The sequence below is a fragment of the Paenibacillus sp. PAMC 26794 genome, assembly GCF_000316035.1.
Lineage (GTDB): Bacteria > Bacillota > Bacilli > Paenibacillales > Paenibacillaceae > Paenibacillus.
Map to the genome: position 1 here is coordinate 26,334 of NZ_ANHX01000004.1, position 14,405 is coordinate 40,738.

The window sequence follows — 14,405 nt, forward strand, 5'->3', positions numbered from 1 at the left end:
ACATCTATGAGCACGACTGGACACACAGTACAACCACAGGTTTCACAGTCAGGTAAACGAGGGGCGTTTCCAGTATCCCTGTTATGCCTGACGATAGGGGCTTTTGCGATTGGTATGACTGAATTTATTATTATGGGCCTGCTGCCTAATGTAGCGACAGACCTGAATGTAAGTATTCCGCAGGCAGGACAACTCATTACGGGATATGCGCTTGGTGTAGCGGTAGGTGCACCGATATTGACCGTATTTACACACAAGATTCCACAGAAGAAACTGCTGGTGCTGCTCATGTGCATTTTCATTATCGGGAACGCATTGTCTGTCATTGCTCCCACCTATGGGTTGTTAATCTCGGCACGGATATTAACGGCATTTGCCCATGGTACGTTCCTTGGTGTAGGTTCAATCATGGCGACGCGGCTTGTTGCGCCCGAGAGAAGGGCAGGAGCGGTATCGGTTGTTCTCGCGGGGCTAACGATTGCCAACATTATTGGCGTTCCGTTTGGTACATTTATCGGGCAACAGCTCGGATGGCGGTCATCTTTCGGGGCGATTACGATCTTGGGCATCATTTCGTTGATTGGTATCATTCGTTTCATCCCCGTCCTCCCGCATGGAGCACCAGCAAACCTCGGACAGCAATTTCGGAATCTGGTTCGTCCACAAGTGTTGCTGGTTCTGCTTATTGGGGCGTTGGGGTGCGGAAGTTTGTTTACAGTCTTCACCTATATTACGCCGATGCTTGTGGATATTAGCGGCTTTGCAGAGCAAAGTGTGACCTGGATTCTGGTGTTGTTTGGCTTCGGTGTAACCTTGGGCAATTTGGTTGGCGACCGTCTGGCAGACTGGAAGCTGATGCCTTCGTTAATCGTCAACTTTGGGATCTTAGCTGTTCTGTTAGCTGCACTTACGATTACACTAGAGAATCCTTATCTCGCGGTAATCACCATATTCTTCTGGGGTGTAGCCGCGTTTGGTATTATGCCGGGACTTCAGATTCGGATTATGAATATGACCCGCGAAGCGCCGCTGCTGGCGACAACCTCAAGTCATTCGGCATTTAACCTGGGAAATGCCGCTGGTGCCTATATGGGTGGGTATGCAATTACGCATACAGGACTTATCTCAGTACCTTTGTATGCCGCAGTTATTGCCGGATTAGGCTTGCTAGGACTGCTCTTCAGTCTGTTCATGGAGCGTAAACATCATGGTCCAGAGGTTGCAGAGGCAGCGTCGGCAAGTTGAAAATGAAATCCGTTTGCCTCAATTCTTCCGTCGAACACGGAGAGTTGAGGCTTTTTTATATCATGATGAGATCCGGAGTAGGGGAGCGAATAGACGGTCTGGTGGTGTGAAGAAGTATACTTTTTAAACTATAAGATATAGTTATTTAAGTTTTTTGATGATGTACAAGTCTTGTGAGGTGATATAATAAAGATGTAATTGGAATTGATTGTAAATTATGGATCGCTGATCTTTGCTGCCGTATTGGGAAAGGTGAAGGACTTCGGTCCATATTCATGCGTGGAAAGGAGGAACTTCGTTTTAAAATGTAAGGGCTTTCAATTGCGATTTGTGTGTATCTGAAAGACCTGTTATGAGGTTCGTACACGGTTTAAAATCATATTCCAAAGGAGATTGATATTAATGAAAAAACGTCTGTCTAAGATTCTGAGTCTCTCCATCACAGCAGCACTCCTTGTACCAACGATGGCATCTGCAGCGGATATGCAGGAAACTCCAGCTCCAGCCCCCATTCAGTCTGTGATAGATCAGGGAGCGACCGGCACCATGGATAATACCGGGCAAAATGCGCTGGCTAACACTCCGGTGGTGCCGGCACCACCGGGTTATGATGGCTATCGAAACAATATTCCGCACGGAAATACCAATCTGATATCCTATTACTCCACAACGGTAGGCAATACACGGAAAGCGACGGTGTATACACCGCCAGGATATTCTCCGAATAAAAAGTATAACGTCCTGTATCTCCTGCACGGCATCGGCGGAGATGAGTATGAGTGGGTTAATGCAATGAAACCAAAGAACATTCTGGACAACCTGTATTCTGAAGGTAAGCTGTCCCAGATGATCGTTGTTATGCCAAATGGCCGTGCCATGAAGGACGATCGTCCAGTCGGTGACATTTATGCCCCGGATAAAGTGGCTGCGTTTGAACGGTTTGAGCAAGACCTGATCAAGGATCTGATTCCTCATATCGAGGCCAATTATCCGGTGTACAAAGACAAGAATAGTCGTGCGCTAGCCGGACTGTCCATGGGTGGTGGGCAGTCGCTTAACTTCGGATTGAAAAATCTGAATACTTTCGCTTGGGTAGGGGCCTTCTCGGCTGCACCGAATACGCAATCTGTATCGCAGCTGGTTTCCAACCCGGGACAAGTCGCTAGCCAACTCAAATTGTTGTGGATCTCCTGTGGATCGAGTGATGGTCTGTTATGGGTCAGCCAGAATTTCAAAAACGGCTTGAGCAGCATGAACATTCCGCATACCTTTTATCTGGATGTAGGTGGACACGAACCATCTGTCTGGAACAGCGGCCTGTATCAGTTCTCACAACGAATCTTCAAGTGATTAACCGGTATTCCTAGTGATTCTCAGATATTTAATGGGATTCATATTGGATATGCCGCAGCCTCAGTTCTGTTTCCTACAGAGCTGGGGTTTTTGTTATGAATCAAGTCATCTGAAAGGAGCACATGGGTATTTTTAATTTTGGGGATGGGGTTAATGAGAGTGTAAGTAATGGTTTAATTGATTACATAGGTAGTGTTATGAAGGAGAGGGATCTGATGTTTTATTACAAAGGTGCGTTTCGGGAAACAGACAATGTGATCTATTTTAAAAGCGCTGTTTCATTAGTCCAGAATGATGTTATCCTATTTGGTGAAAAGAAGTATTTTATCGAAAGTGTGGAAAAAGAATTTCTCCTGCTTCAGCGGGTGGGCTCCATTGTTTCTGTGAGTCTGTGAAATCTTCGCAAGATCTTATGAAAATTTATTTAGTGTGAGGTGGCCCTAGGGTGTCGCTTTTTTTAGTTTTCTTGAAAATAGACATTTAGATTGAAGGGGGATAGAGATGAAAAATAAATTTATTCGCGAAAACAACAAGTCTTATTTATGTAACCAAAAGAGTAGATAAAAGTAAAATCCCAAAAGAAGTATAATCAGATGTGACTTAAGGAATCTAACACCACTTATAATGGTGTACTGGGATCTAGCCACTTGACAATAGTACTGATGAAATAAATATAAGCCCAGTGAGGGCTTAGTTCATTAAAAGCATCGCAAGTAATGTAGCTATTATTAATAGAAGCATAAGAGCCAGTGGAATTGCGCTTATAGTAATTGCCGCAATAGCCAACCCTCTTCCCGATGTTGAGCGTCTAGCACTCATGCCAAGAAAAAAACTAGTTGCGTTAATTAATAAAACCAATGCCATTGTGATCATTATTCCGTTTCCATTTGTATTGTAGCTTTTATTTGCTTCCATTGCCATATGGAATAAAGCTAGGGAGGCTAATCCAATAAAACTAAATATAAAGGATACTACTGCTCTGCCAAGTCTGTCTACTTTCTTGATTTCCTTTTTCGCTTTCTGTTGTGATACGGTTCCCATAACAACCTCCTGAGTCTTATGTACTATTTTACTAGTCAAAAAGTAGCGCTTTATTATGTTAGCATGTTTACATCTTTAATGGAATAAATTTCTTTTATCGTATCTTAATAAAATTGATAATTCATTAAGAAAGGAGAATGACAATATTAAAAGGTTGGATATGCTACCCACTTCATTTACATAAAATAATATTTTTTAAAGCTTTATAGCCCGTACCTATTTCCCCGTACATGCACTTCTGGGCCTCTGCCTACATACAATAGATCGACCCTGTTCCCACACGTGCTCAGGCCAGATCGTTGTAAAACTGCAGGAGGTGTCATCTGTGCCCGGATTGTTTACCGCAATTGCTCTATTCATTAAAGAGTTAACGTTACTCGTCTCGTATGTCAAAAATAATGCGTTCCCCCAGCCACTGGCTGAGGGTGATGAAGCCAAACATTTACGCCTTATGGCTGAAGGCAATGCCCACTCTCGTAATCTGCTCATTGAACACAATCTGCGTCTCGTCGCGCATATCGTCAAGAAGTTCGACAATACGGGTGAAGATCAGGAAGACCTGATTTCCATTGGAACCATTGGTTTGATCAAAGCGATCGAAAGTTTTCAACAAGGCAAAGGCACGAAGCTTGCCACATTTGCGGCGAGATGTATTGAAAACGAAATTTTGATGCATCTCCGCTCCCTGAAGAAAACACGCAAAGATGTATCCTTGCATGACCCCATTGGTACGGACAAAGAAGGCAATGAAATTACATTAATCGATATCCTTGGCACAGAAGCTGATGATGTCGTAGATCGGGTACAGCTCAAGATTGAAAAAAGCAAAATTTATCGCAATCTAGACATCCTGGATGATCGGGAGAAGGAAGTTGTAATCGGTCGATTTGGCCTGGAAGCCGGCGGGGAGGAACGAACTCAACGCGAAATTGCGAAGGAACTGGGCATCTCACGTTCTTATGTATCACGGATTGAGAAGCGGGCGTTAATGAAGCTGTACCACGAGTTTTATAAGCAAAAGTAGTTGTTGAACAGACCAGAGGGCGCCTTTATCGGGAGCCCTTTTTACTGTGAAGATACTTAAAATGGGATCTAAATAGTATTAATTATTTGGGATTATAACCTAAATAAAGGAATTTTCATCCCTGTTGAAGAATATCTTGTACACATACCAATTTAATATATAAGGAGTAAATCATAATGAAGCAGCTTTTTCGGAAAACTCCACTGTGGTTTTTGTTAATCTGGATCGTAGGATTTATGATGATCGTTTTCAACACGTTTCAATCGTATTCGAGTGTTATTAACTTTATTGCGTTATTGATGATTAGTGTTGCTAATGCTATTCGAATTTGGAAAAACGAACGTTCATTAGCGATTACCTTTTTAGTTGTTGCCGCTCTATGCTTGGCTTATATTTTAGTATACTTCAATAGATATGTATAATCAGCATGACGTGGCATGAGAATAACAAAGGAATGTACATAGGCTGATGATAGTATGGATCGAATGCAACTCAAGATTATAAAAGCAAAGGGCATGAAATACGAGCATATCAAGAGGTCACCTCTTACAAAGGTGGCCTTTTTGCTGTGCAAAAAAATATAAATGAGGGATATGTATTCTGAGCAGATTATTATATGATGAGTAATAATATTTTGCATCGTAGAGAGCATTTGCAGAAAGAGAGTGGTGGTTGATCATGCAGCAAGAAACGTTAACAAGGGGATTAAAGAACAGGCACGTGCAGTTGATGGCGATTGGAGGTGCGATCGGTACAGGTCTGTTTCTCGGAGCAGGCAAAACGATCCAGCTGACAGGGCCATCCATCTTGCTGGCCTACATTATTACGGGTGTTGTGTTGTTCCTGATCATGCGTGCATTGGGGGAGCTGCTGTTAAGCAACTTGCAGTATCATTCCTTTGTCGATTTTGTGCGTGATTACCTGGGAAATATGGCGGCATTTATTACAGGCTGGACCTATTGGTTCTGCTGGATCTCCATTGCCATGGCTGATATTACGGCAGTTGGATTGTATACACAGTTTTGGTTTCCAAATGTACCTCAGTGGATGCCAGGGTTAATTGCGTTAGTCATTTTGCTAATCATGAACTTGGCAACGGTCAAGTTGTTTGGGGAGATGGAATTCTGGTTTGCCCTGATTAAAGTCGTGGCTATTCTGGCACTCATTATTGTTGGTTTATATATGATATTCAAAGGTTTTACGACGGATCAGGGTCCAGCAAGTTTCACCAATCTGTGGAGTCATGGGGGATGGTTTCCGAATGGACTGCATGGGTTCATCATATCGTTCCAGATGGTGGTGTTCGCCTTTGTAGGCATGGAACTGGTGGGACTTACAGCTGGGGAAACGGAGAACCCGGAGAAGGTTATTCCGAGAGCAATTAACCAGATTCCGATCCGGGTACTGCTCTTCTATGTTGGCGCACTGCTGATTATTATGAGTATTTATCCGTGGGTTGCCATTGTGCCTACTGAAAGTCCGTTTGTACAAGTGTTTGCCGCTGTAGGTATTGCAGCCGCAGCAGGCATTGTGAACTTCGTGGTACTGACTTCCGCAGCGTCAGCGTGTAACAGTGCCATTTTCAGTACAAGCCGTATGGTGTTCTCCATGGCAAAGGATCACAACGCACCTGAATCATTTGCAAGACTGAACAAGAGGAAAGTCCCCTCCAATGCGCTGTTTTTCTCCACGATTGTTATTCTGATCGCGATTGTGCTGAACTATATCATGCCAGAAGGCGTATTTACGCTGATCACGAGCGTGTCGACCGTGTGTTTCATTTTTGTCTGGGGCATCATGGTGATCTGTCATCTCAGATATCGTCGTACTCAGCCGGAACTGGCGAGTAGTAGCCGCTTCAAACTGCCACTTTATCCGTTCTCGAACTACTTGATCCTAGCGTTTTTGGCATTTGTGCTGGTGGTGTTGGCGTTGGCAGAGGACACGCGTGTGGCACTGTTTGTCACGCCAGTGTGGTTTATCCTGGTTGCTGGGATCTACCTTCTCAAAAAGAAAAATTTGAGTAATAACAGACAGTAGTCTTACCCTCGTTGCCAAATAAAGCCGCCCAATGATATTGGGCGGTTATTCGTATTTATATTCTTGCAGCCTCTTTGCCTTCACGAATGCCTGCGTAGACGGCATCACAGATATCGATGCTATACTGGCCCGACATCCCTTCAAGTGCCGTGTTGGTAAATGCTGCAACACTAAGTTCTTCTTTTGGATCAACAAACCAGGAATGACCGTAAGTTCCACCCATCCGCCACGTACCCGGGGATTCCGGTGTACCGGCTGCGACAGGATCTTTAAGTACGGTAAAACCAAGGCAAAACCCTCTGCCTGGCCAGTATGGCATCACGAGATCACCGATTTGATTGGTAGACATCTCAGCCGCAACGGCTTCTGTAAGGAGAGGCTGTCCTCCTTGTCGCAACGCTTCAAGTAAAGTAAGAAAATCTCCGGTACTTCCAACCATACCCGCTCCGCCCGATAAGTAAGCAGAAGTACAGTTGGTACGATTGGGTGACAGTCGGAAGCCAGCAGTACCCTCCATAAAAGGAATCTGCTCCAACTCCTTATGAAGGAGACGCGGTTCTTCAGAACCATTAGCGTATGCGGCTGTCAATCGATCCAAATCCACCGCAACAAAGTCAGTGTCGGTCATGTGGAGTGGATGAGTAACCAGCGTTTGGACAGCTTCTCGTAGTGACATCCCAGTTACCTTTTCGATAACGGCACCAAGTACATCTGTCGCAATGGAATATCTCCACATGTTGCCTGGCTCATACAAAAGAGGAGCAAAAGCCAGCCTTTGCAGATTCTCCTCCAGACTCATTTCAGACCAATCCATTCCGTCCGATACTCCTGCAAGCTCATAGGTTCCCTGATCTTCTTGGAAGAAACGGTATGTCAAGCCTGCGGTGTGCGTCATCAACTGATGTACTGATATTAAAGCGTCTTGACCATTGGCAAGTTTGGGCCGGAATGCAGGAAGCCAGCGTGTCACAGGATCATGCAGACTCAGCTTTCCTTGTGAGATTAATGCCAGAGCTGCTGTCGAGACAATAGGTTTGGTTACGGAAGCAAGTCGAAACAGAGCGTTTTCCGACATGGTACGCTTTTGCTCCCTGTCTGCGAAACCAGCAGCCCGGCTATATACCAGTTCCCCTCCTAATGCAACCTGTACAACTGTTCCTACGATTCTTTTTTCGCTTAGAGCGCGGTCAATGGCTTCATCCACATAATTATGCAATGCCGTCATGTCTTCTTTTCTCATGCTTATCTTCCTCTCACCAACTGATGTATTTGATTTCTCGTGATAACTGTGTTTATTATATAAATGATTGATCTTGTATTACATGGTTTGTTAAAGGCATTATAATGAATTGGCGATTATACTTAAGGTAATTTCTGAATATATCTTATGTATTTAAAGGAGTGGATCACTTGGACGAAATAGATCAGCATATTCTGTATCACTTGGAGAATCAGGCGAGATTATCCATGACCGAACTCGGCAAACTGGTGGGGTTATCTCAGCCCGCCGTTACTGAACGAGTCAAACGAATGGAAGAAAAGGGAATTATCGAGGAATATCGAACCGTAATCTCCCCATCCAAATTGGGCAAGCAGAGCACAGCCTATGTTCTTTTTCGTACGCGGGATTGTTATCCTTTCCTGGATTTCTGTCGTGCGTCACCTGAAGTTGTGGAATGTTATCGGATAAGCGGAGAGTACAATTACTTGCTGAAAATCCTCACAGATACCATTCAGGGACTCGAGGAGTTTCAGAACAAGTGTGATCCGTACGGTACTTACATGACCTTGATTACGATGTCTTCTCCGATTGCACATAAGAATCTCGTGGAAGGACCAAATTTGCTGGCACAGGCAGAATAAGACTCAGTCTATAAAACTTTGAAATGTAATGCAGAAGAGGAGTCCACATCAAGTGAACTCCTCTTTCCTCCTGCGTGTAACTCATGCAAAATGTTTTCCTGTTAATTTGCTCTGGTAAATCCATATTTATAAGCACGCATAGCTACAAGCAACGCAGGAATGAGCAAGATAAACAGCGCCCCAGAAAGGTATCCTGCTCCAAATACTTCAAGAAGGATGCCCCCGATGATGCCTCCTCCGCCAATCGCCAGATTCCATGCTGTAACCAGCATCGATTGGGCGACATCTGTGCTTTTGCCTCCGGCTTGAGCGATGGCAGTCTGTAACAGTGTCGCGGCCCCGCCAAACGTAAGTCCCCAGATCATGACGCCAAGGATAATAATCACAGGTTGATGAGTAGCGATTCCCATCACGACAGAGGCCAGAGCGAATGATGCCAAGCTAATGATAACCAATCTCCTCAAAAATCGGTCAATGAGCATGCCGGTTAACCAAATTCCAACAATGGAAGTAAAACCGAAAATGAGCAAAATCAAGTCGACTCTGTTAGCAAATACGGTCTGGGCAAGGTAGGGAGAAATATAGGTATATAGAATGTTATGGGCAAGCATCCAGGCCAGAACAACAAACAGAATAGGCCTAACTCCCGGAATTAAAAACACCTTATGCAGCGGAAGACGTTCACCAGCTGGCTCTCCAGCAAAATCCGGCATTTTCCAGAGAACCCATACGATTAAAGCTACGGTCAGAAGAGATACCATCCCGAAGATGAGGCGCCAGCCGATATAAGAACTGAGAAAACTACCGATTGGAACACCAAGGGCTAGTGCCACGGGTGTGCCGACCATAGCCACAGCCATCGCTTTACCTTTTAACGAATCCGGGACCATCCGACGAGCATAACCTGCTGTCATTCCCCATAACACACCCGCAGAGACTCCCGCCATGAAACGAGCAGCAAGTGTCAGGATATAATCCGAAGATAAGGCGGTAACGGTGTTAAAGACAAGAAAACCACTAATGCATACTAACAGTAGAGGTCGGCGTCTCCATCCGCGTGTAGCAGCAGTCAAGGGAATGGCAGCAACAAGTGATCCAATGGCATAAAGAGTCACCAACTGTCCGGTGAGGGCTTCTGTGATCCCCAAGTCTTTTGCGATTTGAGGCAGCAGTCCCGCAGGCAGGCTTTCAGTGAGGATGCAAATAAATCCCGCCATGGCTAATGCAAGAAGCCCAGCCCACGGAAGGCGTTTTGAAGATATGGAAGGTATCTCCCTTTGGTTTGGGAGGGATGTGTGAGCGGTCATGAATAAAACCTCATTTCTTATATTTTAATCCTATCCAGAACTATGCATTTAAGCTTATCTGAAAAAATCAAACTTTTGCATACAGGATTAAAGGTAAGAAGGAGGTTTTAACATGATATTTAATTTAATTTGTGAGTTTATCCGTTAATTTAGTATGTTCTAAAGTGAACTGAAAAATGAGCAGTGAGAATGTCTTCTCCTGCTCATTGGCTCAAGTCATTACTTGATTGGATTAGCTTTCATTTCCTGTCCCATTTTCTCAATACCATCCAGAATTTGATATCCATAACCCCAGAACTGGCTGAAATCTGTGACATAGATCTGTTTGTTTTTAATTGCGTTCATACTTTGCAGGGCAGGGTTGGCATACAGGTTCTCAATTAGCTTATCGATATCCGGTGAACCAGCATACGCGGACAAGAGCAGGTAGTCCGGATTTGCTGTGATCAGTTGCTCAACACTTACCTCACCTTGCACACCATCAAACGTATTTTTCAGTTTCAGCAGGCCAAGTGCATCAAGCTGATACGTATCGTTCTGCATGCTGCTTACCGTAATGGTGTCTTCTGTAGAGGGTACGATATAGGCAAAAGTATGATCAGGCTGATCGGCTACACTTGCCTTAATGGCTGCAACACGAGTCTTCAGATTTTCCGTGAATGTTGTGGCATTTTCTTGAACATCGAAGATCTTCCCAAGTTGTGCAATATCGCTATACAGGCTATCGAGTGAACCTTTGTGGTTGGTTGTTTGCAGGAACGTGCGGATATTCATGTCATTCAATCCATCGACGGTACCCACGCCCCAGTCTGCATCAGCGAATAGGTCGCCCCGTCCGAGTACCAGATCTGGGCTTGCACCTACAACCAGCTCTTTACCGACATAATCCTTGGACAATACCGGAATTTGGGCGAAATCATCAGCCACATCCGGTGTAACGGAACCATATAGAGCAGCAACACCGACCATTTTATCGGTCAGACCTAATTTGATGAGCATCTCAGCCGCAGATTGGGTATTCGCAACAACACGTTCAGGTGCTTTATCGAATACTTGCACTTTGGGTTTCCACTCGCCGCCTTCACCCGAGATCGTGAAGTTCTCAATGGTGAGCGGGTATGTCGTTTTATTAGTATTCTCAGCAGAAGCTGAAGTTTCTGTCGTGTTAGTTGTTGAAGTTGTTTCTTCGGCAGGGGAAGAAGTTGATGCATTTGAACAGGCTGCAAGCAGCAGTAACAGGAGACTTAGAGCAGCGAAGCCAATAGTTCTGGATGTGAATTTCATTAAACGATGAACCCCTTTTCTATGTGTTTTGAATTGACAAAGATAATCATTCTCAATTATAATCCGAGAAAACACGTTGTAAATAGCTAAATTTAATTTGTTCTACATTTTACGCGAATTGATGGGGGAAGAGATGGCACAGACGGTTCAGGTTCAGACACAGCGTAGGGGGAAAAGAGAGTCTCTGATTCATAGTAAATCCGGGTTTGCTTTACTGATCGCAGCTTTAATCATGATTACGCTTATATCCGTAGGTATTGCAGTTTCCATTGGACAGGTACACATTCCACTGGCGGAGTCATATCGTATTCTTTTATACAAATTAACGGGATTTCAGTGGGGGACAACACCAATTGAGGCAGGTTCCTTTACCGATATCATTTGGCAGATTCGTTTCCCGCGTGTGCTGATGGCGATGTTTATCGGTGCAGGCTTGGCCTTGTGCGGTGCTGTTATGCAGGCGGCTGTGCAGAATCCACTGGCTGATCCTTACATACTGGGCATATCCTCAGGTGCTTCACTCGGAGCAACTTTTGCGATTCTCATTGGATTCGGTGCGATTGGCTGGCTCGGTCAAACCGGTGTAGCTTTCTGGGCATTTGCCGGAGCGATGGGAGCTTCTTTGTTGGTGCTGACCCTCGCAGGTATTCGAGGTAAAATGACGTCAGTCAAGCTGGTGCTTGCCGGAATGGTCATTAATGCGTTGTGCAGCGCTTTTTCGAACTTTATTATTTATTTTGCCAACAATGCGGAGGGCATCAAGACGGTGACGTTCTGGACCATGGGCAGCCTGGCGGCTTCCGATTGGAACAAGCTTCCGCTGGTAAGTATTGTCGTGCTTGTAGCGATTCTATTTTTCCTGTTGCAGTCCAGAGTTCTCAATACGATGTTATTGGGGGATGAAGCAGCCGTTACGCTGGGCATTAATCTGAGTGTGTACCGCAGGCTGTATATGCTGTTAACCGCTTTGGTGACAGGAGTGATGGTGGCGAGCTGTGGCATGATTGGTTTTGTCGGACTCATTATTCCGCATATTGTGAGAGGTCTGGTGGGTTCCGACCATCGTAAAGTGATGCCTGTATCCGTGTTGTTCGGAGCCATTTTCCTCATCTGGACGGATGTTATTGCACGATCCCTCATATCCAGCGTGGAGTTGCCAATCGGTATTATTACAGCCATGATTGGTGCACCAATGTTTATGTATATGCTGGTCAAAAAAGGCTACGGTTTTGGAGGAAATCAAACATGAAACTCAACGTAGAAAATGTATCCATCTCTGTGCTGAACACGGACATCATCAAGGATATTTCATTACAGGTGAACGGTAAACAGTTCGTTGGACTGATCGGACCCAATGGTTGTGGCAAGTCAACGCTGCTCAAGAGCATTTATAAAGTGATCAAACCGCAGCAAGGTAAGGTTTTTCTAGACAATACCGATATTCTCAAATCCAGTCCAAAGCTTGTTTCCAGACACATGGGCGTTGTTGGCCAGTTTAATGAATTGAGTTTTGATTTTACGGTGCGTGAGATGGTCATGATGGGCCGTACCCCGCACAAAAAAATGCTGGAGACGGATAATGAACGGGATCACGAAATCGTCGAGCAGGCTTTGGGAAAAGTACATCTGACTGGACATGCAGACCGCAATTACGTGTCTCTGTCCGGTGGAGAGAAACAGCGTGTCGTATTGGCGCGTGTCTTGGCACAGCAACCCCAATTCCTGATCCTGGACGAGCCGACGAACCATCTGGACATCAAATACCAGCTTCAAATTCTAAATATTGTCCGCGGACTTGGCATTGGCATATTGGCAGCGCTGCATGATCTCGAACTCGCCGCAGAATATTGCGATTATCTCTATGTAGTGAAAAAGGGCCAGATTGTGGTCCACGGCAAACCGGCTGATATTCTGACTCGCGAGATGATTGGTGAGGTATTTGATGTCGATTGTGAAATCTATACAAATCCGGTTACGGGCGGCCTGGGCATCGCTTACCTGAGTACACGGTGATTGGGACTATATCTTTGTTTGGATGACGTGGAATAATCTTCGAAATAATCAATTAAAGTGAAAATAGACTGTGCCTGTTGGAGCGATGTTGTTGATTGCTCGCAGGGCCGGTCTTTTATTTTTGATGGGGCTAGGCGCGTCTATTGAAGCTTAGGATCAACGGGATGAGCATTAGCACCTTTGCTGACTTCTTGGAAAATATCTGAGGAGTTATCGCTATGCCAAGCTCATGATTCGCGATGGGCTGTACAATCGTTGTTCCGATGGAGATCATGAAGACCGTTGTGGCGACACTCATCTGTGAGATCGACTTGCGTCCTGCAATTCGCAGCAGAATCATGCCGATAAGTACAAGTAAAACAGATTTCCATATCCAGTCCATACGTATATTCCTTTCTATTCCAGTATGCGCTTTGCTTCTTAGGCTGTTCTGGAGTTGGAGGAATTATGCAGTTGGCTAAATCCATAGCTTTCATTCCGCCCACCGGATCGTTTACAATAGGGTATTGATGAAGTGAACAAAGGAGCGGGTCACAGTGGCTAAACAGAAATATTATGTTGTCTGGGAAGGCAAGAAGCCTGGTGTGTATAACACATGGGCAGATTGCAAAGCGCAGACGGATCATTATACTGGAGCAAAATATAAATCCTATGAGTCCAAAGCGACCGCAGAAGAAGCGTATCGTGCTGGATGGAAAGGGAACTGGGGTTCAAGTGCAGGCGGAGCGTCGAAGACAAAGTCGGCTGGTAGCGGAAGAAGTGCTGGCATGGAAACGTCAGAGGAAGTGGATTACGACAGCGTCTCTGTTGATGTGGGCACACGTGGTAACCCCGGACCTGTAGAATACAAAGGCGTAGACACCCGCACCGGTGAGATTATTTTCTCCGTCGGACCGATCTCCAAAGGCACGAACAATCTGGGCGAATTTTTAGCCATTGTACATGCCCTCGCACATCTGAAGAAAGAAGGCAGTACCAAAACGGTGTATACCGACTCGGTCAATGCCATGAAATGGCTAAAACAGAAAAAAGTAGCCACGACCTTACAAAGAGACAACTCCACGGAAGAGATCTGGTTGATGATTGATCGTGCGGAGCAGTGGCTCCAGACGAATACGTACAGCAATAAAGTGCTAAAATGGCAGACCAAACAGTGGGGCGAAATCAAGGCAGATTACGGCCGGAAGTAAGTATTTTTCCAAAGGATGCCTCCTTTATTTCTTGTCTATTAGAAT

General features: G+C 45.0%; 13 protein-coding genes and 1 pseudogene. 9 read left to right on the forward strand and 5 right to left on the reverse strand.

Features of this window, described 5'->3' with window-relative positions; all coding sequences use genetic code 11:
• Nucleotides 1-6 precede the first annotated feature (6 nt).
• From D829_RS0101830 to D829_RS0101840, 3 genes are all read left to right on the forward strand, one after another.
• Nucleotides 7-1,245: an MFS transporter gene (locus D829_RS0101830; RefSeq protein ID WP_017687126.1), complete on the forward strand. Its 1,239-nt coding sequence runs from the start codon at nucleotides 7-9 to the stop codon at nucleotides 1,243-1,245.
• Between the two features lie 402 nt (nucleotides 1,246-1,647).
• Nucleotides 1,648-2,595, forward strand: coding sequence for an alpha/beta hydrolase-fold protein (locus D829_RS0101835; RefSeq protein WP_017687127.1), 948 nt, complete (start codon nucleotides 1,648-1,650; stop codon nucleotides 2,593-2,595).
• Nucleotides 2,596-2,720: 125 nt separating this feature from the next.
• Complete coding sequence (locus D829_RS0101840; RefSeq protein WP_241230727.1) at nucleotides 2,721-2,993, forward strand: hypothetical protein; 273 nt, start codon at nucleotides 2,721-2,723, stop codon at nucleotides 2,991-2,993.
• A gap of 295 nt (nucleotides 2,994-3,288) precedes the next feature.
• Here the strand turns inward: D829_RS0101840 and D829_RS0101845 are convergent, their stop codons facing one another.
• Nucleotides 3,289-3,639 carry a hypothetical protein gene (locus D829_RS0101845; protein ID WP_017687129.1) on the reverse strand — a complete coding sequence of 117 codons (351 nt, stop codon included), beginning with the start codon at nucleotides 3,637-3,639 and terminating at the stop codon, nucleotides 3,289-3,291.
• A gap of 325 nt (nucleotides 3,640-3,964) precedes the next feature.
• Here D829_RS0101845 and sigK point away from each other — a divergent pair, with 325 nt between their 5' ends.
• Both sigK and D829_RS0101860 read left to right on the forward strand, forming a co-directional pair.
• Nucleotides 3,965-4,663, forward strand: coding sequence for an RNA polymerase sporulation sigma factor SigK (gene sigK / locus D829_RS0101850; RefSeq protein WP_017687130.1), 699 nt, complete (start codon nucleotides 3,965-3,967; stop codon nucleotides 4,661-4,663).
• A 678-nt stretch (nucleotides 4,664-5,341) separates the two neighbouring features.
• Nucleotides 5,342-6,703 (forward strand): amino acid permease, encoded by a 1,362-nt coding sequence (locus tag D829_RS0101860; RefSeq protein WP_017687132.1) that lies wholly within the window; start codon nucleotides 5,342-5,344, stop codon nucleotides 6,701-6,703.
• A 55-nt stretch (nucleotides 6,704-6,758) separates the two neighbouring features.
• On the opposite strand, the gene D829_RS0101865 is transcribed toward D829_RS0101860, so the two are convergent.
• Nucleotides 6,759-7,943 carry a serine hydrolase domain-containing protein gene (locus D829_RS0101865; protein WP_017687133.1) on the reverse strand — a complete coding sequence of 395 codons (1,185 nt, stop codon included), beginning with the start codon at nucleotides 7,941-7,943 and terminating at the stop codon, nucleotides 6,759-6,761.
• A 170-nt stretch (nucleotides 7,944-8,113) separates the two neighbouring features.
• On the opposite strand from D829_RS0101865, the gene D829_RS0101870 reads away from it, so the two are divergent.
• Complete coding sequence (locus D829_RS0101870; RefSeq protein WP_017687134.1) at nucleotides 8,114-8,566, forward strand: Lrp/AsnC family transcriptional regulator; 453 nt, start codon at nucleotides 8,114-8,116, stop codon at nucleotides 8,564-8,566.
• A 101-nt stretch (nucleotides 8,567-8,667) separates the two neighbouring features.
• On the opposite strand, the gene D829_RS0101875 is transcribed toward D829_RS0101870, so the two are convergent.
• Together D829_RS0101875 and D829_RS0101880 are read right to left on the reverse strand one after the other, a co-directional pair.
• A complete protein-coding gene (locus D829_RS0101875; RefSeq protein WP_017687135.1) occupies nucleotides 8,668-9,873 on the reverse strand; it encodes an MFS transporter in 1,206 nt (401 codons plus the stop codon).
• 219 nt (nucleotides 9,874-10,092) lie between these two features.
• The gene (locus tag D829_RS0101880; protein ID WP_017687136.1) at nucleotides 10,093-11,157 is read right to left on the reverse strand and encodes an ABC transporter substrate-binding protein; all 1,065 of its coding nucleotides are present in this window, start codon (nucleotides 11,155-11,157) and stop codon (nucleotides 10,093-10,095) included.
• Nucleotides 11,158-11,389: 232 nt separating this feature from the next.
• On the opposite strand from D829_RS0101880, the gene D829_RS0101885 reads away from it, so the two are divergent.
• Both D829_RS0101885 and D829_RS0101890 read left to right on the forward strand, forming a co-directional pair.
• Nucleotides 11,390-12,406 (forward strand): iron ABC transporter permease, encoded by a 1,017-nt coding sequence (locus D829_RS0101885; RefSeq protein ID WP_241230731.1) that lies wholly within the window; start codon nucleotides 11,390-11,392, stop codon nucleotides 12,404-12,406.
• Complete coding sequence (locus D829_RS0101890; RefSeq protein WP_017687138.1) at nucleotides 12,403-13,170, forward strand: ABC transporter ATP-binding protein; 768 nt, start codon at nucleotides 12,403-12,405, stop codon at nucleotides 13,168-13,170. The genes D829_RS0101885 and D829_RS0101890 overlap by 4 nt, the downstream gene beginning before the upstream one ends.
• A gap of 235 nt (nucleotides 13,171-13,405) precedes the next feature.
• Here D829_RS0101890 and D829_RS33185 read toward each other — a convergent pair.
• Nucleotides 13,406-13,552 (reverse strand): annotated as a pseudogene (locus D829_RS33185) (DUF421 domain-containing protein); the annotation flags it as partial.
• Between the two features lie 154 nt (nucleotides 13,553-13,706).
• Here D829_RS33185 and D829_RS0101900 point away from each other — a divergent pair.
• Nucleotides 13,707-14,360, forward strand: a complete 654-nt coding sequence (locus tag D829_RS0101900) for a ribonuclease H family protein (RefSeq protein ID WP_017687140.1) — start codon at nucleotides 13,707-13,709, stop codon at nucleotides 14,358-14,360.
• The last annotated feature ends 45 nt before the right edge of the window (nucleotides 14,361-14,405 follow it).